Annotated in this window: 19 protein-coding genes; 14 read left to right on the top strand and 5 right to left on the bottom strand. The window is 42.2% G+C overall.

The annotated features are described in order from the left end of the window. The first annotated feature begins 173 nt into the window (after positions 1 to 173). From pyrD to rmf, 7 genes are all read left to right on the top strand, one after another. Complete coding sequence (gene pyrD, locus R7190_RS07025; protein WP_017634281.1) at positions 174 to 1184, top strand: quinone-dependent dihydroorotate dehydrogenase; 1011 nt, start codon at positions 174 to 176, stop codon at positions 1182 to 1184. Positions 1185 to 1352: 168 nt separating this feature from the next. Beyond that, positions 1353 to 1895, top strand: a complete 543-nt coding sequence (locus tag R7190_RS07020; RefSeq protein ID WP_005377444.1) for a cell division protein ZapC — start codon at positions 1353 to 1355, stop codon at positions 1893 to 1895. A gap of 486 nt (positions 1896 to 2381) precedes the next feature. Then, positions 2382 to 4502, top strand: coding sequence for a bifunctional 23S rRNA (guanine(2069)-N(7))-methyltransferase RlmK/23S rRNA (guanine(2445)-N(2))-methyltransferase RlmL (rlmKL, locus tag R7190_RS07015; protein WP_186584245.1), 2121 nt, complete (start codon positions 2382 to 2384; stop codon positions 4500 to 4502). A gap of 21 nt (positions 4503 to 4523) precedes the next feature. Beyond that, positions 4524 to 4766, top strand: a complete 243-nt coding sequence (locus R7190_RS07010; protein ID WP_017821808.1) for a glutaredoxin family protein — start codon at positions 4524 to 4526, stop codon at positions 4764 to 4766. Next, positions 4744 to 6663 carry an ABC transporter ATP-binding protein gene (locus tag R7190_RS07005; RefSeq protein WP_186584247.1) on the top strand — a complete coding sequence of 640 codons (1920 nt, stop codon included), beginning with the start codon at positions 4744 to 4746 and terminating at the stop codon, positions 6661 to 6663. Before R7190_RS07010 ends, R7190_RS07005 begins: the two co-directional genes overlap by 23 nt. Positions 6664 to 6670: 7 nt before the next feature. Next, on the top strand, positions 6671 to 8404 hold the full coding sequence (locus R7190_RS07000) for a DUF3466 family protein (RefSeq protein ID WP_186584249.1): 1734 nt from the start codon (positions 6671 to 6673) through the stop codon (positions 8402 to 8404). Positions 8405 to 8585: 181 nt separating this feature from the next. Then, positions 8586 to 8759, top strand: a complete 174-nt coding sequence (rmf, locus tag R7190_RS06995; protein WP_005377453.1) for a ribosome modulation factor — start codon at positions 8586 to 8588, stop codon at positions 8757 to 8759. 140 nt (positions 8760 to 8899) lie between these two features. Here rmf and fabA read toward each other — a convergent pair whose 3' ends face one another. Next, positions 8900 to 9418 carry a bifunctional 3-hydroxydecanoyl-ACP dehydratase/trans-2-decenoyl-ACP isomerase gene (fabA, locus tag R7190_RS06990; protein WP_005390081.1) on the bottom strand — a complete coding sequence of 173 codons (519 nt, stop codon included), beginning with the start codon at positions 9416 to 9418 and terminating at the stop codon, positions 8900 to 8902. Between the two features lie 70 nt (positions 9419 to 9488). Next, positions 9489 to 11129 carry a Lon protease family protein gene (locus tag R7190_RS06985; RefSeq protein ID WP_186584250.1) on the bottom strand — a complete coding sequence of 547 codons (1641 nt, stop codon included), beginning with the start codon at positions 11127 to 11129 and terminating at the stop codon, positions 9489 to 9491. A gap of 210 nt (positions 11130 to 11339) precedes the next feature. On the opposite strand from R7190_RS06985, the gene matP reads away from it, so the two are divergent. From matP to R7190_RS06970, 3 genes are all read left to right on the top strand, one after another. Continuing rightward, entirely contained in the window at positions 11340 to 11789 is a 450-nt protein-coding gene (gene matP, locus R7190_RS06980; RefSeq protein WP_005396497.1) for a macrodomain Ter protein MatP, read from the top strand. A 15-nt stretch (positions 11790 to 11804) separates the two neighbouring features. Beyond that, a complete protein-coding gene (locus R7190_RS06975) occupies positions 11805 to 12116 on the top strand; it encodes a DUF3634 family protein (RefSeq protein ID WP_005377468.1) in 312 nt (103 codons plus the stop codon). Between the two features lie 114 nt (positions 12117 to 12230). Further along, positions 12231 to 12554 (top strand): hypothetical protein, encoded by a 324-nt coding sequence (locus tag R7190_RS06970; protein WP_025766620.1) that lies wholly within the window; start codon positions 12231 to 12233, stop codon positions 12552 to 12554. 614 nt (positions 12555 to 13168) lie between these two features. Here the strand turns inward: R7190_RS06970 and R7190_RS06965 are convergent. The 3 genes from R7190_RS06965 to R7190_RS06955 all read right to left on the bottom strand — a co-directional run bounded on the left by R7190_RS06965 (position 13169) and on the right by R7190_RS06955 (position 16531). Next, a complete protein-coding gene (locus R7190_RS06965; protein ID WP_132937252.1) occupies positions 13169 to 14890 on the bottom strand; it encodes an ATP-binding protein in 1722 nt (573 codons plus the stop codon). Continuing rightward, on the bottom strand, positions 14880 to 16061 hold the full coding sequence (locus tag R7190_RS06960; protein WP_017634895.1) for an FIST signal transduction protein: 1182 nt from the start codon (positions 16059 to 16061) through the stop codon (positions 14880 to 14882). Before R7190_RS06960 ends, R7190_RS06965 begins: the two co-directional genes overlap by 11 nt. Before the next feature lie 113 nt (positions 16062 to 16174). Beyond that, positions 16175 to 16531, bottom strand: coding sequence for a hypothetical protein (locus tag R7190_RS06955; protein WP_005377473.1), 357 nt, complete (start codon positions 16529 to 16531; stop codon positions 16175 to 16177). Between the two features lie 257 nt (positions 16532 to 16788). Between R7190_RS06955 and ccoN the strand changes: the two genes are divergently transcribed. Genes ccoN through ccoP form a run of 4 tightly spaced genes read left to right on the top strand, consistent with a single transcriptional unit; the run spans position 16789 to position 20006 of the window. After that, on the top strand, positions 16789 to 18216 hold the full coding sequence (ccoN, locus tag R7190_RS06950; RefSeq protein WP_005396488.1) for a cytochrome-c oxidase, cbb3-type subunit I: 1428 nt from the start codon (positions 16789 to 16791) through the stop codon (positions 18214 to 18216). Between the two features lie 12 nt (positions 18217 to 18228). Further along, complete coding sequence (gene ccoO / locus R7190_RS06945; protein ID WP_005377475.1) at positions 18229 to 18849, top strand: cytochrome-c oxidase, cbb3-type subunit II; 621 nt, start codon at positions 18229 to 18231, stop codon at positions 18847 to 18849. Positions 18850 to 18858: 9 nt separating this feature from the next. Next, positions 18859 to 19032 carry a cbb3-type cytochrome oxidase subunit 3 gene (locus tag R7190_RS06940; RefSeq protein ID WP_005377485.1) on the top strand — a complete coding sequence of 58 codons (174 nt, stop codon included), beginning with the start codon at positions 18859 to 18861 and terminating at the stop codon, positions 19030 to 19032. Continuing rightward, a complete protein-coding gene (ccoP, locus tag R7190_RS06935) occupies positions 19032 to 20006 on the top strand; it encodes a cytochrome-c oxidase, cbb3-type subunit III (protein ID WP_005377487.1) in 975 nt (324 codons plus the stop codon). The genes R7190_RS06940 and ccoP overlap by 1 nt, the downstream gene beginning before the upstream one ends. The last annotated feature ends 54 nt before the right edge of the window (positions 20007 to 20060 follow it).

Below are 20060 nucleotides of genomic sequence, written 5' to 3'. Positions count from 1 at the left end.
CGGTTAGTTACGATTTTTATCGCAGAAACTTGATTGTAATTGTTTGTTTTATATTTGAAAATCTTATAAAGATATAGGTTTTTACTTATTACGTTCATTTTCATTGAATTACGATGAAAAACGGTAAATAATATTGTCCCGTTTATACGGGGCTTTTTTCTTTCGGAGGCACAATGCTTTACCGTCTAGCCAGAACTGGCTTTTTCCAACTCGATGCCGAGAAGGCACATGATCTTGCAATCAAGAACTTCCAACGCTTTAACGGCACACCACTTGATCTCTTTTACCGCCAACAGTTACCAACTCGTCCAGTTGAGTGTATGGGTCTAACATTCCGTAACCCTGTTGGTCTTGCGGCTGGTTTAGATAAAAACGGCGAATGTATTGAAGCATTTGATGCCATGGGCTTTGGCTTTGTCGAAGTCGGCACTGTAACGCCACGACCACAACCAGGTAATGATAAACCACGCCTATTCCGTTTAGTGGAAGCAGAAGGGATCATCAACCGCATGGGCTTTAATAACCTAGGCGTTGATAATTTGATCGAGAATGTTAAACGAGCAAAATTCAATTGTGTTCTCGGAATTAATATCGGTAAAAATAAAGATACGCCAATTGAGAAAGGGGCAGAGGACTACCTGATTTGTATGGAAAAAGTGTATGAGTATGCTGGCTATATTGCAGTAAACATCTCATCGCCAAACACTCCAGGTCTTCGTTCACTTCAATATGGTGAAGCCCTTGATGAACTGCTTTCCGAATTAAAGGCGAAACAAGCGGAGTTATCAGAGAAGTACAACAAGTACGTCCCGTTAGCATTAAAGATTGCGCCAGATTTAAGTGACGATGAAATCTGCCAAATTTGCGATTCTTTATTGAAAAACAATATAGATGGTGTGATCGCGACTAACACAACTTTGGATCGCACGATCGTAGAAGGGATGAAACACGCCAATGAGGCAGGTGGCTTGAGTGGTCGCCCTGTGCAATCACGCTCTACGGAGGTCGTACGTAAGCTTCATGAAGAGCTTGGAGACAAACTTCCAATTATCGGTGTTGGTGGTGTAGATTCCTATGTTGCAGCCAAAGAAAAGATCATGGCAGGCGCTAAGCTTGTTCAAGTCTACACTGGCTTTATTTACCACGGCCCAGGTCTCGTACGTGATATTGTTAAGAATCTTTAACATATACATCAAAAACTACTGAAAAATCAGTACCTGTTACATAAAAAAGAGGACTTTGTTTCCTCTTTTTTTTTATCCGTTCGTTTGTAGAATTTAAAAATCACGAGTAGGTAATTAAGCGTCTTACCTCTTTACCACTGATTTAACTAGTCAAGAGAGAACGGAATAATGCTTAAACCCAGCGACAAATGGAATTGGTATTTTGACGAGCAAAAAGCTTGCTTAATGCTGGATCTGGGGGAGGAAATGATTTTCCAAACCAATCTATCCCGAAAATTGTTGGTTAACTGTGCCTTCTCAAACAGTGAATTTACCGTTGATGACGCCAGCGCATTTCAAACGTTTAATGAGCGCATTCGCTGTCTCGATATCAGTGAATATCGCCAAGCTGAATTAACACTGTATTGTGTTGCTGCAAAGCGTTTTCATAAACCTGTACAGCCTAAGAGCTGGTTCTTCGATGCACAGTCCTCTGATTATGAACCTCAAGAAGGGGACATGGTCTTTCTCACAAATCAATATTCTGATGGTATGTTCATCGTTCTAGAACCAGGCGAAACATCGAGCTTATGTGCTTATGTTAACCAAGAAGCCTTCGTTCTTGATGGCAATAAGGCGCTTCAATTTGGGCAGCCGATTAAAGTAATGCATGATCGCATGGCTTGTGCAAATCACCTCTTTGCAATGACCCCTATGGCAATGGTGGGTTAAAGCGGTTTAATTTTTCTTTATTTCGTTCCTTTGTTTGCCTTAATCGACCTTATTGGGTCGATTTTTTTTGTCCTTTCCTCTGACACTCCAATCCGAAAGACCATGAAACTGTTTGTTTTCTATGCATGCAAACATGAAGCTGGTCACTTTTATTTTACTTATTTCAATTTGATTACTCCTTTAATTAGGCAACCTAGCGCCTAAAACAACCCTATTTATTCCCCTATAAAGGGCATTTGTAAGTAATTTACATCAACCAATCACGACTGGTATACACCAAAATGCATGTAAATAAGTATTCACTTCTTCTAAAGGAAACAAAATACGTTCATGAATGAAAAACATTCAAACTAAAGATGTTGAAAGTTTTAGATCATTTGAGTGGTGATGATTTGAACTAACGGGTGGGAAAATACCTTTAAAAACGAGGCATTGATCGTAAAGTCAGGTATAATTGAAGCCATTTTTTATCAGCGAAAGAACACTATGAATCAATATCTCGCGGTAACTTCAAATGGCATGGAAAATTTGCTTGTTGAAGAACTGACTAAACTAGGCATTGAAAATGCGAAACCAGTACAGGCAGGCGTAAAATTTAAAGCGACAAACGAACAGGTTTATCGCTGTTGTTTGTGGAGCCGTTTAGCGTCTCGATTTGTACGTGTTTTATCTGAGTTCACGTGTAACAACGACATGGACTTGTATCTATCCACTTCCACTATTAACTGGGTTAACCAATTTCATAGCTCTAAACGCTTTGTTGTGGACTTTAACGGCACAAACCGTGAGATTAGAAATAGCCAATACGGAGCTATGAAGGTCAAAGATGGCATCGTAGATTGCTTTGAGAATAAAGGCTTGCCACGTCCTAATATCAGCAAAGAACGCCCAGATATTCGTATTCACGTTCGTTTGCATAAAGATAAAGCGTTGCTTGGGATAGACATGGTAGGTAGTGGTCTTCATCAGCGTGGTTATCGACCAGAATCGGGTCGTGCGCCATTACGTGAAACGCTTGCTTCTGCGATTATCATGCGTTGTGGCTGGGATGGGCATCAACCATTACTCGATCCAATGTGTGGTTCTGGTACTTTGCTTATTGAAGCGGCAATGATGGCAGCCAACATGGCACCTGGCGTTAAGCGCAAACAATGGGGCTTCGAAGTTTTGGAAGATTTTGAACCGGAGACCTGGGCTGAGATTAAATCAGAGGCTAATGTTCAAGCTAGACGAGGTGTCAAGAAAGTTGACGCTAAGTTTTTTGGATTCGATAACGACTCCAAAGTATTAAAAGTTGCTCAAGAAAACGCCCGCAGAGCAGGTGTTGAAGAGTTGATTGAGTTTGCGCAAGGTGATGCTGCAACTATTACTCGTCCCGCAGGATTTGAACACGGTGTTATCGTTTCAAACCCACCTTACGGTGAGCGTCTAGGAACTGAGCCGGGGCTGATTGCGCTATATACCGCATTCGGTGGACAGCTAAAATCTGAGTTTGGCGGATGTAAAGCATCTATCTTCTCTAGCTCAGACGAGCTCTTGAGTTGCCTTCGTATGCGCGCTGATAAACAGTTTAAATTGAACAACGGTGCGTTACCGTGTCACCAAAAGAACTACAGCATTGCCGAGCGCAGCGCTGATGAAGTTAAAGGTGCAGATACTAACGTTCAAATCGCACCAGACTTCTCAAACCGTTTGAAGAAAAACATTGGCAAGATTGGCAAGTGGGCGCGTAAAGAGAAACTAGACTGCTATCGTATCTACGATGCAGACCTTCCAGAATACAACGTAGCGATCGACGTGTACGGCGATCAAATTGTGATTCAAGAGTACGCAGCACCTAAGAACATCCCTGAAGAAAAAGCCAAGCGTCGTCTAACGGACATTATCCGTGCGACGATTCAGGTGACCGGTGTCGAAGCGAACAAAGTTGTACTGAAAGTTCGTGAGAAGCAGAAAGGTCGAAGCCAGTACCAAAAATTAGGTCAGGTATCAGAGACGCTCGAAGTAAACGAGTACGGTGTGAAGCTGATCGTGAACCTCCATGACTACCTAGACACAGGCCTGTTCTTGGATCATAAGATCACTCGTCGTCGTCTTGGCGAAATGGCACAGGGTAAAGATTTCCTTAACTTGTTTGCTTACACTGGTAGTGCAACAGTGCACGCTGCAGTTGGTGGTGCGCGGTCCACTACAACTGTCGATATGTCAAACACCTACTTGAATTGGGCGAAAGACAATATGCAGCTTAATGGCTGTGTAGGGCGCCAACATAAATATGAACAAGCGGACTGTTTGCAATGGCTAGAAAACGCAGAAGGTGAGTACGACTTGATCTTTATTGACCCACCTACGTTCTCTAACTCTAAGCGTATGGAAACATCATTCGATGTACAACGTGACCACATTAAGCTGATGAAGAATCTCAAACGTTTACTGAGAAGTGAAGGCACAATCGTATTTTCAAATAACAAACGTCATTTCAAGATGGATGAAGAATCACTCGCTGAATTGGGTTTGAAGGCTCAGAATATTTCTTCTCAAACGTTACCATTAGATTTTACGCGTAATAAACAGATTCATAACTGTTGGCTAGTAACGCACGCGTAGTATAAACAAAAGGATTAATACGTGCTGATATTGTATAGCACGGAGGGATGCCATCTTTGTGAGATGGCATTTGCTCTAGTAGACCAAGTCGGTTTGGCCGAGCAAACAGATATCATCGATATTGCGTTCGATGATGTACTATTTTCTCGTTACGGCGTCACAATACCCGTATTAAAATATCAAGATTCTGAGTTGAACTGGCCGTTTGACTTAGAACAACTCACACATTGGTTGGATAATAATGGCATTACTTACCATTCATAACGCACAACTTGCATTTGGTGACCACCCATTGCTAGACAAAGCGGAGTTCGCTCTTCAAGAAAACGAACGCGTTTGTTTAGTTGGTCGTAACGGAGCAGGTAAGTCCACGTTAATGAAAGTGCTTGCCGGCGACATTTTGTTGGATGATGGCAAGATTCAAATAACTCAAGACGTAGTAGTTTCTCGGCTTGAACAAGATCCACCGCGCAATCAAGAGGGTACGGTTTACGAATACGTATCTGGCGGTTTGGCTGAAATCGGCGAACAATTGAAGATCTATCACGATTTTCTCGATCTTGTTGCTCAAGACCCAAGTGAGAAGAACATTAACCGTTTGGCGAAAGTTCAAGAGCAACTTGATCATTCTAACGCTTGGCGCTTTGATGACCGTGTTAAGAACGTACTTGGCGCTTTAAAACTAAGCCCAGAAACCAAACTGACCGATCTATCCGGTGGCTGGCAACGTAAAGCTGCTTTAGCTCGTGCGCTGGTTTGTGATCCTGATGTATTGCTTCTTGATGAACCAACAAACCATCTCGATGTGACAACGATCGAATGGTTAGAGAACTTCTTAAAAGACTTCAAAGGCTCGATCATCTTTATTTCTCACGACCGTGCATTCATCAAGTCGATGGCGACACGCATCGTTGACTTAGATCGCGGTCAATTAGCTTCTTTCCCTGGTAATTACGAACAGTATTTGAATGACAAAGAAGAAATGCTTCGCGTCGAAGAAATGCAAAATGCTGAGTTCGATAAGAAACTAGCTCAGGAAGAAGTGTGGATTCGTCAAGGCATTAAAGCACGTCGTACTCGTAATGAAGGCCGTGTTCGAGCCCTTAAAAAACTTCGTGAAGAGCGTCGTGACCGTCGTGAAGTTCAAGGTAAAGTTAACCTAAATATCGATGATGCTTCTCGTTCAGGTAAGATTGTATTTGAAGCAGAAAATGTATCTTTTGCTTACGAAGGTAAGACAATTGTCGACGACTTTAGCTTTAACATCATGCGTGGTGACCGTATTGCACTTATCGGACCAAATGGCTGCGGTAAGAGTACGGTACTTAAATTGCTACTAGGGCAATTGGAAGCGCAGTCTGGTCGTTTACACTGCGGAACAAAATTAGAAGTCGCGTACTTTGATCAGTACCGAGAGATTTTGGATCCAGAAAAGACAGTGATCGATAACTTAGCGGATGGGAAACAAGAAGTAATGGTTGGGGGGCGTCAGCGTCATGCGCTGAGTTACCTTCAAGACTTCTTATTTGCACCTAAGCGCGCCAGAACCCCGGTTAAGGCACTTTCTGGTGGTGAGAAAAACCGATTATTGCTAGCCCGTATCTTGTTGAAACCAAACAACTTACTTATTCTTGATGAACCAACTAACGATTTGGATATCGAAACGTTGGAACTTTTAGAAGAAATGCTTGCCAATTATCAGGGTACATTATTGTTAGTGAGTCACGACCGTGAGTTCGTAGACAACACAGTGACAACCAGCTGGATTTTTGAGGGTAACGGTATAATCGAAGAGTTCGTTGGTGGTTATCATGATGCTAAACAGCAGCGTGACCAAGTTCTTGCTTCGCGCAGTCAGGTTGAAAAGCCAACGAAGAAAGAGAAAGTGGTTGAGGAAACTCCCAAAACTACGCAACCTAAGAACAATTCGAAGAAGTTATCGTATAAGCTGCAAAGAGAATTAGAGGCTCTACCAGCTAAACTTGAACAATTAGAGTCGGATATCGAGAGCCTTCAGGAGCAAGTGAACGATCCAGAGTTCTTTGCTAAACCTGTAGAGCAAACTCAGCCGGTATTGGAACAGCTTGCTGCACTAGAGCAGGAGTTGGAAATCGCATTCGAGAGATGGGAAGAACTCGAAGCAATGCAACAGGATAGTTAAGAATTCAATGAATTGTAGTAATAAATTCAAATTGACCGCCATTGCAATGATGGTTGGTACCACAATGAACGCACAGGCGGCATTGTATCAAGTTGTTGAGGTTTCACCTCAGGATCATGGTTCAAACGGTGACTACCAAACGGCTTACGGGGTTGCAATTCAACAGGGCGATGCAGGTACAGATCCTTCAACAGGTTCACCTTTCGCTTTAGGCTGCTTTGATGCAGCAGCAAACTGCACGCCAGAGCAGTTTAAACTTGCAATGGAAACTCGCACTACACCGATTTCAGCGACACAAGCCGTGGATGGGAACAGCTATCGTGAAGAAATCCCATTCGGATTAGACGCTGGCTTTTATTACATCCAAGAACTCAAAGACTTTGAGCGTTACTGTTACAACCAGCTTCGCTATTCCACCTGTGACTCTTGGGCTTCAGTAAACTGGACGCCGTGGAATAAAGAACGTAGTAAAGACTTTACTTCTAATGCGTTAGCGTTCATAGAAGAAGATTCTGCTGCTTATAAAAATGAATATAACAATGTTATCAACCAGCTTACCGAGGATGGTGCAGCTGTCGGTAATCAGAGTAAAGTTAGCACAGAAAATGCTTCTACATTAGAAACACGAAATACCGTAGTTGCACCAGTAGAGCCAAATATTCTTACTGGCGATAATGACGCAAGTGTTGTGCAAAGCCATGCTTGGAGCACAGACGGCATTTTTACTGTTGGCAGTGTTTCTCGAACAGCAAGCAATACCAATGGATCTCACCACACATCAAAAGCAGCGATTTGGGATCAAAGCGGAACCGTCAGTGAATTGGCTTGGCCTAGTGGCACATCTAAAGATGGAGAAAGGTTAGCTCAAGGGAGCATGCGTGACCTTGTCACTGATGGAACAACGGTCTATGGCGTAGGTTACAACACTTACAGTGATGATAACTACCTGAATGCGACCGTCTTTGTCGGAACTCTAGAAGCCGAAGGTAGCGTTGAAAACGCAACTTGGAAAAATAAAGTTGTTGTAGGAGCTAGACAGCGCGAAGGTGATGATACGGTTCATACAAACTCACGCTTAACCGACGTTAACTCTAATTTTGTTGCTATTGGTGAAGCGAAACGTTCGGGCGGATACTTAATGCCAACGGGCTCTGCTCCGAATCGTCTCTTTATCGTAGATGATGTTCGTAAGGATTCTATTAGCGCTTTTTACCCAACTACTGGCATTTTCTTTAGCGGTGCGGGCGGTAAGATGGGCGGTATCAACTCTTACAATGAGATCGTCGGGCAACTTGATGCAGAAACGACTCGTGAAGACGATGGCAAGCCACGTCGTAAGCGCGGTTTTATCTATCCATATAGCCTAGGTGGCGAGACTAGTGAACGTGCTGCAACATTGTTTAATGGAAAAGCTTGGTTCCTAGACAGTTTGACTAATGGCGGTGATTACTCTGAACAAAACAATCAGTTTCGTATTATCGACGCAACTGATATCAATGATGCAGGTGTGATCTCTGGTACTGCTATGAAATGTGCAGGTGGTTATAGCACAACAGCAAACAATGCGACATGTAGCTCTGAAGAGCAAATTGTAGCCGTCAAACTAGTACCTATTGCTGACGCAACGAAGGACGACATCGTATCTCGAAGCATTGACTCAACGACGACAGAGCGTCAAGGTGCAGGTCTTGGTTGGTTAGCTTTGACCATGCTTGGATTGTTTGGGTTCCGTAGAAAATAGTTAAAAATCGTCAGTAATTTTTAAATCAAGCAGAGGCTCACACATTTGAGTCTCTGCTTTTTTTATGCCTTGAGAAATTGCCTACTTTGATCGATTCTTATAAGTGGAGTCATAAAAACTCCATCAAAGTTTCACAATAACAGCTGTACGTTAGTAAATGGACCTGTATGAGGAATTAACTATGAAGAGACAAAAGCGTGATCGCCTAGAACGAGCTCAATCTCAAGGCTACAAAGCTGGGTTGAATGGAAGGTCTCAAGAGGCTTGCCCATATCAACAAGTTGATGCTCGGTCGTATTGGTTAGGTGGTTGGCGTGATGCCAGAGATGAAAGACAATCTGGTCTCTACAAATAAACTCTCCACATACAAAAAGAAGGATTCGAAAGGGCTCTACGGAGCCTTTTCTACATTATAGGGACATAGGGAAGTAGGTTAACACTCGATAACAAAAAGGCTCCTAACTAGGAGCCTTAATAAATCGATTAAAATCGTGATTAGAAGCTTGAAGTATCTTGGAACAAGCCAACTTTCAAATCTTTTGCTACGTAGATTTCTTTGCCGTCCACACATACACGACCGTCAGCCAAACCCATCACAAGCTTACGGTTTACAACGCGTTTCATGTGGATTTCGTACGTCACTTTTTTCGCTGTTGGCAGGATCTGACCTGTAAACTTCACTTCGCCAACACCCAGAGCACGACCTTTTCCTTTGCCACCAACCCAGCCAAGGAAGAAACCAACAAGTTGCCACATCGCATCAAGGCCAAGACAACCCGGCATTACAGGGTCGCCAGGGAAGTGGCAGTCAAAGAACCACAAATCTGGAGTAATATCCAATTCCGCCAAGATCAAACCTTTACCAAAATCGCCTTCAGTCTCAGACATTTTAGTAACACGATCCATCATTAGCATGTTTGGCGCAGGAAGCTGAGGGTAACCAGGCCCAAACAGTTCGCCTTGGCTAGAAGCAAGTAGATCGTCACGGTTATAAGAATCACGTTTGTTTTGCATTATCAATTACTCCAATTTTTGATAGCTGCATCTTAGTGAACACGTGTACGCTAAACAACTCCGATCAGTACTAGACAAACCAGTTTTTGATGCGCTGCACAATTCCTTCTGGATGCTCATGTCTTTCAAAGTTTTCAATACGTTCCGCTATTTTGCCAATAATGCTATCGTCTTCACCTCTAAAAGGTTTATTCATTACAATCGGAATAGCTTCATCTACGGTAGAAACGGACCAAATATGGAACTCACCATTTTTAATGCTTTCTATTACATCTTTATGTAATGCAAGGTGTTTAAGGTTTGATTTTGGCATCACAACACCTTGATTTCCTGTAAAACCTTGATGTTTACAAACCTGATAAAAGCCTTCAATTTTTTCGTTCAAGCCACCGACGGCTTGCACTCGACCAAACTGATCAACAGCTCCTGTAACAGCAACTTGTTGATTAATTGGAGATTCAGATAAAGCACTCACCAAGCAACAAAGTTCTGCAAGAGATGCGCTGTCACCATCAACTTCACTATAAGACTGTTCAAATACGATGGAGGCAGAGTAAGGCAGTGGTTCATCCAGTTTCAGAGCAGAGCTCAAGAAAGCTTGCATAATCATCATGCCTTTTGCATGTAGATTGCCTCCAAGCTCAGCTTTGCGCTCAACATCGGAAACATCGCCATCACCAAAATGAATCACACAAGATATTCGTGCAGGCTCACCATAGCTGACAGGGTGCCCAGCCATATCAATAACGGTTAGGCCATTGATTTGACCAACTTGTTCCCCAGTTGTCTCAATGATGACTTGGCCATCTAAAATATCGTACACGGCACGCTGAGGAAGGTAAGATTCTCGGTAATACTTGTCGTCAATCGCTTTATCTAACGACTTGTAATCTAATGCGTGACCATCACTGAACTGGCTGGCAAGCGTTAGAAGTTGAGAGTGCCACATTACTCCTAAAGGCAGATAATGTTGATCTTCAGTAAATCTCATACCGGCTAGCAACAATCTTCTAAAACCACATTCAGTTAAGTGAGGCAGCTTATATTGAGAACATATCCAGTTCACTAAACCAAAGTAATCTGTCAAATTCTGCTCTGACAGATGAATATCTTCTTCAACTTCCGTATACATGGCAAAGCCAGAACAGAAGTCTTCATCGATGTATTCTAGCTCTGCTAACTGACTTCTTTCTCCTGTTACAATCAGTTTTACTTCATAAGCTTTAGCTTGCGGTACTGAAGTAGGTAAACGAGTAGGGCTTAGGTTCAGTGGCTCGATAAGGTTTTGTTGAATTGCAGACTTTATATTTGGCCAAAACCCTGGGTTAGCCAAAATTAGATTAGCCGGTACAATTAAGTAACCGTTATCTGCCTGTGAAATTAAACCAGGTTGGAAGGCAATATCACCACTTACATCAACACTGTAACGGTCAAATAAACGTTTGGCATCAAGTGATTCCGAAAAAACTATCGCAGCGTTAGACTGGCTCTGAAGAGCTTTACTGATGAACTCTCTATATACAGAATTATCTACGCAGTTAATGAGTAGTACTCGCGTCAATCCGGAAATTTTTGAAAAACGAGATATCGTTGCCGACATTCTCGGTTGGAGATCAGTAAAAGACTTCTTTGGTAACGAAGGTGCAGACTTTAAAAGTGCTTCGTACTGCTCAAGTGAAGGTGTTACGTCTTGCCAATTAAGTTGGTTCATTAAAATTCATCGTAATTCAATCTTGCCGACATTATAACGAAACGGACTATAACACCCTAGCACCAATTTGGTTTGCTCTCGGCATTCATCTCTCAATGAACAATACTTAGACAAATGAGTGATCAACATCGATACTTCTAAGAGTTTTATTTGCCCAAGTAAACCATCTGGGTTACGCTGTCACTAGGTTATGTTTATGGGTCGGAACAAATGAAATATCAGCAGCTTGAGAATCTAGAATGTGGGTGGAAATGGAAGTATCTCATCAAAAAATGGAAAGATGGTGAAGCGATTACCCGACATATTGATACAAGCGAAGCAGATGCAGCGGTCGCAGAACTAAAACGCCTTGAACACGAGCCTACACTTGTCTTAGCTTGGATAGAAAACCACATGTCAGAAGAGTTAGATAATAAACTCAAGCAGGCTATCCGAGCGAAACGGAAACGTCACTTCAATGCAGAGCAAGTCCATACAAAGAAGAAATCCATTGATTTAGATTACCGAGTTTGGGAAAAGCTTTCTAGTAGAGCGAATGAACTTGGTTGTACGTTATCTGACGCAATTGAATATTTGCTTTCCGAAGCGTCGAGAAGTGAAAAAGCGAGTCAAAAAGTTACCTCAATTAAAGAGGATTTGAGTAAATTGCTATCTAGCTAGGATAGGGAGTGCCAAATGTTATATGTAATCTTAATTGCAGCCATCGTGATCTTTTGGTTGATCGCAGTCGATAGGCCGGTGTTAAAAGTAAAGTTCGATAATGGCCATATTAGTAACGTAAAAGGGCATCTACCTCCTTCTTTCAAACACAACTTACAGGATATTAGTGAGCATAACCCGTTTACTGGTGAAATGAAGGTGTATAGCCAACGAACAGGAATGCGCTTAAGCTTTTCCAAAGGCATTCCCAAAAAAGTTCAACAGAGGATTCGTAACGTTTTTCCGCACCAGGGCTTCAAAGCAAACAAAGGCAAGAAGCGCGCTTAATTACATATCAGTTACTTCATCATGTTAAATGGGACGCAATGTGGCGTCCCATTTTCGTATCTACAGAAAAATTACTTATCATCGAACAATCAACAACATAAACGGACCAAAACGATGAGATACGTTGTAACTTTAATGGTATTGATCTTTGCAAGTAATTCAGTTTTTGCTGACGATTCAGAAACGAACCTGTTGGCTAAAAAGATTAAGACTAAGCTTCAAAAGAAAGTAGACAATAAGTTTGATGGCTATCAAGGTTATTGTGACGTCATGATAGAAATGGAGCACAAAAGTAAAAACGCAGTAATAAAAAGAGTAACCAGCAGTGGTGACCAAAAAGTGTGTAGGTACGTTAAGTCCAACTTGAAGAAAGGAAAACGCTATCGTTACAAATACCCCGAAAAGTACATTCGCCTCCATATAACCACAGGCTTATAAATGTTTCAGAACGCAACTGAGCTCGTGATTTTTGGCAGATTTCGTTGCGGAGCGATTAGAGCGTTTAGCTGATTTTTGCTGTTGTACGAGGCGAGTATGAAAGGCTTTTTTGTTTGGTAGCGCTTAAGTTAGTAATCGTGATGCCATTGAATGGCAAATTCAGTGAGTTGGCCATCATCACCATACATAGATTGATTCAGGTGCTTACGGAAGGACACGCCAGTAAGTCGGGGACTAAGCGCGCATCAATTTTCAATAAGAGATTTGATTTGCTTCGTAAGCATAACCACAAACCAAACTAGCGATTGCAAGTCCACAGGAACCTCGGTTAAAGCCTCAAAAGCAAACAATGTTGTTAATCTTAGGAGGACATTTTAAAGTAGCTAAAACCGGACATTATTGCTTTGAGATCTCACTCCTTGGTGCGCATTATATGTGTTATGTTAAATTATGTATTGCTGTACGCTAAATGTTGTCTGAGTATGCTCCTATTCCCTTGCAGATTTTAAATTTAAGGGCTTTAGCATTAAACATAATGGTTATTTACCATAAAATACTTAATATAGATCTTAATAATCTATCGATTGTTAAGATCTATATTAACGCCTTTTTACTTATTGAAATGACTGTATAGCTTCAAAGATATCTTGTCTTCTAACTGGCTTGGAAATGAATCCGTCCATACCGGCATCCAGGCATTTATCTCTATCGCTTTCTAGCGCATGTGCAGTTAACGCTATAATTGGGGTCCTGAGACCTTTATCTCGAATAAGTCTTGTTGCGGTAATTCCATCCATCACTGGCATCGAGACATCCATGAGAATCAAATCGATTAAAGCCTCATTCTCTTCTAAAAATGTTAATGCCTCTGCTCCATGGCTTGCGATATGAACATTATGGCCAAGCTTATTTAAGATAAGCTTTATTACGAACTGATTCGATTCGGTATCTTCTACGACGAGAAGTTCCATTGCTTTTGTCGGTTGATTGGTTTCGATTCTAACTGGACGATTTTGATTACAACGAGTCAAAACTGGAATCGAAATCGTAAAGGTTGAACCAACATGCTCATCACTTTTAACGGCAATCTTTCCACGCATCATTTCGACTAAATGCTTGGTTATTGCGAGCCCCAGTCCTGTACCACCGAAGCGTCTCGTGATGGAACGGTCTCCTTGATGAAATGCCGTAAACAAGTGCTCTTGCTTTGCTTTAGATATACCAATTCCAGTGTCAGATATTGAGATCACAAGTTCAGCATCTTGCTCAGATACAGAAACTTTTACTTCACCTTCGTCTGTAAACTTTATTGCATTCCCTATTAGATTAAACAGAATTTGAGATAACCGCGTGGAGTCAATCCAAAATTGTTTGTCATTAGTGACAGTACAGTTGAGCTTGAATTTAAGATTTTTCTTCTTAGCTATTTGTTTTTGCTGAGAAATAACAAAAGTGACAGTGTCTCTTAAGTTAATCCATTGTTCATTGAGCTGAAAGCGACCTGACTCGATTTTAGAAAGATCAAGAATGTCACTGATTATCGCGAGAAGTAACTCTGCAGAGCACTCCATTTGGCTCAAAGCATCAATTTGTTCTTCTGACAAGGTTGATTGCTTCAGTATATCTAGCATTCCAAGAACGGAATTTAAAGGGGTTCTTATTTCATGACTCATCATCGCTAAGAACTCCGACTTAGACCGGTTCGCAAGCTCTGCTTCTTCTCTTGCTTTAGCGAGCTGAGTTGTTCTTACTTCAACGATACGTTGTAACTTCTCTTTGGTCTCGATATCAATGACCGCCCTTTCAATTAAGGGACGAAACCGCCTCAAGGTTTCCTTATTCTCTATGCTAAAGTGCCCTTTCTGAGCTCCAATAAGTAGGATTACGGTTTGCGTTACTTCTGAACGTATACCAGTTAAAACGACCGAGTTTACATGGCTTTTTATAAAGCTGTTTAAGTTAACAAACTCAGCGAGTTTATCTGGCTCGAACAGTAGAATGCATTCACCATTGAGAGCTCTTTGATAGGTGTTACCGTGTAACCAGGATACATTATCAAATACGCTATTAGTTGATATCAATGTCTTGAAGGGATATCGTTCACCATCACGAGTCAGTACAATAAAATCATCGAAGTTGATGTACTTTTTGAGGACATTGTTTAATCCCGTAAATATCTCATGCCGATTCTTTGCCTCACTCATCGCAGATATCGCGGAAAGAATGGCCTTGTTTTCATCGGCGAGTAGTCGTTCTCTTTGTCTAGCCTGCTTTAGCTCAACTAACGCTTCTTGAAGCGCTTCCTGTTGATATATGTCTAAGTATTTATCTTTCATAAGGTTTATGGAATATAGCCGATGAAATCATCAGGTTTCCATGTCCATTCTCACCACCAATAAATCTACCTTGCTCGCCGAAAGTAAAAGGGCAAATAAAAGGCAAATGTTCTAGTTCTTGGTTAATTTGTTCACAAACGCTATTCATGTCTTGCATTAAGTGCAACATGGGACCTGCGCAAAAGATATTTATCACTCCAATTTTTCGAGACTCTTCTAATTTTTGGTTAAAAGCGGCATTGACGACTTTTGCAGCGCGCGCAACGAGATGCTCACGACTTCCTTTCATTAATGTGAGCTCGTCACCCTCTTCTATTCGTGTAAACAACTCGATTCCACCATCTGGCGTCTCACGGATCGGATGGGATAACTTGTAATATGGGCGATCATAGAGATGACCTGCGATCCGCCCTAATGGATAAGCACTCGAGTTTGTAAACAGCATATTATCTTTACCTACTTGGTTATCCTGGTGATTTGTCCACCTTCTATAAACATTGAGCGCAGGTTCATTATCAATTTCAAGTAAGCATCTATCGTTGGTCTTGGTTGCAACACCTTTGATATTAGTTGGTGTATGCCCAGCGCTAAAAGCGATATCAACAGGTTGAGAGGAGTAAAAGAGAGTTAAGCTTAAACCTGAAGTTTGAGAGCCTTGGGCGGTTATCACAGACCATTTCCCAGCGATGTTATTATCAGCGGCCGAACCACCAATAATTGGAATTAGAGTTCCAAATCTTTCATCTATAGACGCAATGATTGATTCCTCTTGCCCTGGTGTAGCATGAAGTAGAATTAAGTTTGGTACCTCTCCTACACGGTTTGCGTTCTCAAGGGCCATATCCAAAGCCTTGGTGACGCTGTCACCTGAGTTGTGATTAGAAATACCAGTACCATAAGCATGAGGACCTGTATCATAAACAGCAAGTGCCGCAATTACTGGTCCTGTATGAAAGCCCTGATCTGTCATTACGGCTTGACATGAACTGGCGCCATGAAAAGGCACACCAGGAAAATGCGCAAGAAACGCTTCTCGAATCAACTCGAAATTGTATTCTTCCGTGTAGTAACACATCACGTAAGACAAGTTCTGTTGTGTCAATTCGGACCTGAGCGTTTTTATCGCTGAGTCTTCATCTTTAATATGAGTAAAAACTGATTGGCAATGCATACGATTTTATAATTGGATATCACTCTGCTGTTATACCATTCCAACCAATTTTCTCTAGGTAAGAAGGTGTTAATTTCATTAATAAGTTACGATTATCTCGTGATAGATCGTATTTATAATTGAACTACAACAATGTTTTCACCTTTTTTAAAGGTGATTTTTTTCGATTCAGGCATGATGTCCCATTCTACTGACTTATGCTTTTCGTTGAGATTGATAAAATTACCAGATTGATTTAGATCAATTTTTAGAGTGCTACTTTCTGTCGTTTCGAGCGAAATTCCCATTGAGTCACGATTAATCGTGATTATTTCTCCTTCAATTGTTACATCGCATCGTTCTTTTTGTGAACAGTCAACGCTATTAACACTCTCGTGTGTAAAGGTACGCCAGAAAAATGCGCCTATTAAAACACTGAGCATGATTAAGATTTGTGCAAGTCGCGCCTTTGTTAACTTTTGTGCAGGCATAATTACTAATATCCTTGTTACAAACTTCAAACTTTTTAAATAAAAAATGATTTCCAGAGGTCCAGTAAGGTTACTACCCTGTCATTGAATTGTTAATTCAAGTATAGTGTCACGCTGAAAATGCCACTTTTTATTAAAGTCAGCAATGGAAATAAGGTGATGATAACACTTGAATTCTAGAGTTTACTTGGGTGGTGTTACGACGCAAGTCGTGTTGGAAGTAAAAGTGTAGTTAATTAGAAATTGGAAGCATGCAAATGAGCCAAGTAAAGCAGCTTGAACAAAACTACAACTATACAGTCGTTCGCCAATTTACCCTTGTGACCATTTTATGGGGCATAGTTGGTATGGCTGTTGGTGTTTTGATTGCCGCTCAATTAGTTTGGCCACAGCTAAACTTTGATACGCCGTGGTTGACGTACAGTCGCTTACGTCCACTGCATACTAATGCGGTAATTTTTGCGTTTGGTACCAGTGCTCTGTTCGCAACGTCTTATTATGTTGTACAGCGCACATGTCAAACACGTCTTTTTGGTGGCCCACTCGTTGCCTTCACCTTTTGGGGTTGGCAAGCAATCATCCTGGCAGCAGCCATTACTTTGCCTCTCGGTTTAACATCGGGTAAAGAGTATGCTGAGCTAGAATGGCCTATTGATATCGCAATTGCGCTAGTATGGGTATCATATGCGGTGGTGTTCTTCGGCACACTAGTGAAGCGAAACACGTCACATATTTATGTGGCAAACTGGTTCTTCGGTGCCTTTATTATCACAGTAGCAGTACTTCACATCGTGAACAGCATGGCTATTCCTGTGTCACTTGGTAAATCTTACTCGATTTACTCGGGCGCAGTGGATGCGATGGTTCAGTGGTGGTATGGACACAATGCGGTAGGTTTCCTACTGACCGCTGGTTTCCTAGGTATGATGTACTACTTCGTTCCTAAACAAGCTGAACGTCCTGTTTATTCTTACCGTCTATCTATCGTTCACTTCTGGGCACTTATTTCTCTATATATTTGGGCAGGCCCTCACCACCTTCATTATACAGCGCTACCAGACTGGACTCAGTCTCTAGGTATGGTTATGTCGCTGGTTCTATTTGCTCCTTCTTGGGGTGGTATGATCAACGGTATTATGACGTTATCTGGTGCATGGCATAAGCTTCGTTATGACCCTATCCTACGTTTCCTAATCGTTTCACTGTCGTTCTACGGTATGTCTACCTTTGAAGGCCCGATGATGTCGATTAAGACGGTTAACGCACTTTCTCACTACACAGACTGGACCATTGGTCACGTTCACTCTGGTGCGTTAGGTTGGGTTGCGATGGTTTCTATCGGCTCTGTATATCACTTGGTACCTCGCCTATTTGGCCAAGAGCGTATGTACTCTGTTGGTCTAGTTAATGTGCATTTCTGGCTAGCAACAATCGGTACCGTTCTTTACATCGTTGCGATGTGGATCTCTGGTGTAATGCAAGGTCTTATGTGGCGCGCGGTTAACTCTGACGGTACGCTAACTTACAGTTTTGTTGAATCTGTAGAAGCGTCTTATCCGTTCTACTTTGTACGTTTCCTAGGCGGATTTATCTTCCTATCTGGTATGTTCCTAATGGCATACAACACGTACAAAACGGTAAGTGCACCTAAAGAAAGCCTAAAAGCTATCCCACATCCGGCATAAGGAGATTTAAGAATGAGTAATAATTCTAATAATCGCCATGAAATCTTAGAACGTAATGTCGGTTTGTTGGCTATTTTTATCGTGTTTGCTATCAGTTGGGGTGCTCTTGTAGAGATCACTCCTCTGATTTTCCAAAAGCAAACGACTGAACCTGTAGAAAATCTGCGTGCTTACACTCCTTTGGAGATGGAAGGCCGTGATATCTACATCCGTGAAGGTTGTAACGTTTGTCACAGCCAGATGGTTCGTCCTTTCCGCTCAGAGACTGAACGTTACGGTCACTACTCTGTTGCTGGTGAGAGTGTTTGGGAACACCCATTCCTTTGGGGCTCTAAGCGTACAGGCCCGGATTTAGCTCGTGTTGGTGGTCGTTATTCTGACGAATGGCACCGTGTTCACCTGTTAGATCCTCGTGAGCTTGTACCTGAGTCAAACATGCCAGGTTTCCCGTGGCTAGCTGAAAACGTTTTAGACGGTAAGTTAACTCAGAAGAAACTTGAGCTATTTCGTGATCAGTTCGGCGTTCCATACACTGATGAAGAGATCGCGAATTCGGCTAAAGAAGTAGAAGGTAAAACAGAGATGGATGCAATCATCGCTTACCTTCAGTCTCTTGGTCATGCAATGAAGTAAGGGGATCATATGGATTTCGGTACAATTCATAGTATTTATACCGTTGTACTCTTCGCTAGTTTTATTGGCATCGTATGGTGGGCATTTAGTAAAAAGCGTAAAGCACGCTTTGAAGAAGATGCCAACTTGGTGTTTGCTGACGAAGAACAAAAGACCCCTAATAACCAAGGAGTGAAGAAGTAATGACTACATTCTGGAGTCTCTGGATTATCGTGATTACTGTCGGTACGCTAGTAGGCTGTGCGATTCTCCTGACTTGGTGCGCTAAAGATAAAATGGGCGTCGAGGAAGGGGAAGACATGGGCCACGAGTACGATGGTATTCGCGAGCTAAACAACCCTCTACCAAAGTGGTGGACTTACCTGTTTGTAAGCACATTTGTGTTCGCAGCAGTTTACCTTGCCCTATTCCCAGGTCTAGGTAGCTTCAAGGGCTTTTTAAACTGGCAGAGTTCGGCTCAAACCGTTCGCTCACTAGAAGAGTCAAAAGAAGCCATCGCTGCAGCACAAGAGAACAAGCAACTAAACCAATATGCAAAAGAACTGGATGATGCCGACGCTTACTTCGGCGAAGCATTCCGTAAACTTGCGCACAATGACAGTGGTCTACGCCCAATTCCTGAAATTGCGCAAGATCCTGAAGCATTAAAAGTTGGTCAGCGTTTGTTTTTGCAAAACTGTTCTCAATGCCATGGCTCTGATGCACGTGGTCAGAAAGGCTTCCCTAACCTGACTGATGATGCATGGCTATATGGTGGCGAGCCAGCAGCGATCGTTACAACCATCATGCACGGCCGTATTGGTCAAATGCCAGCATGGAAAGATGCCCTTGGTGAGCAAGGTGTTCAAGAAGTTGTAAGTTACACACTTAGTCTATCTGGTCGTAAAGTAAATGCTCGTGAAGCCGCGGCAGGTAAAGCACGCTTCGTAGTGTGTGCAGCTTGTCATGGTACCGATGGTAAGGGTAACCCTGCAGTCGGTGCGCCTGACCTTACAGACCAAGACTGGTTGTTTGGTGACTCTCGTGCAGCTGTAACAGAAACCGTAATGAACGGACGCTCAGGCGTAATGCCTGCGTGGAAAGACATTTTGGGTGAAGATAAAGTTCAGCTTGTTGCCTCATATGTCTGGAGTTTAAGTAACTCAGAGAGTAAGTAACTGAGATATTACGTAACATAGCAATAACAGCCCCTTTCATAGGGGCTGTCTTTC

Source organism: Vibrio sp. 1078-1, assembly GCF_033340475.1.
Note: the sequence above shows the minus strand (reverse complement) of the source record. Positions and strands in the feature narration are given on the sequence as shown.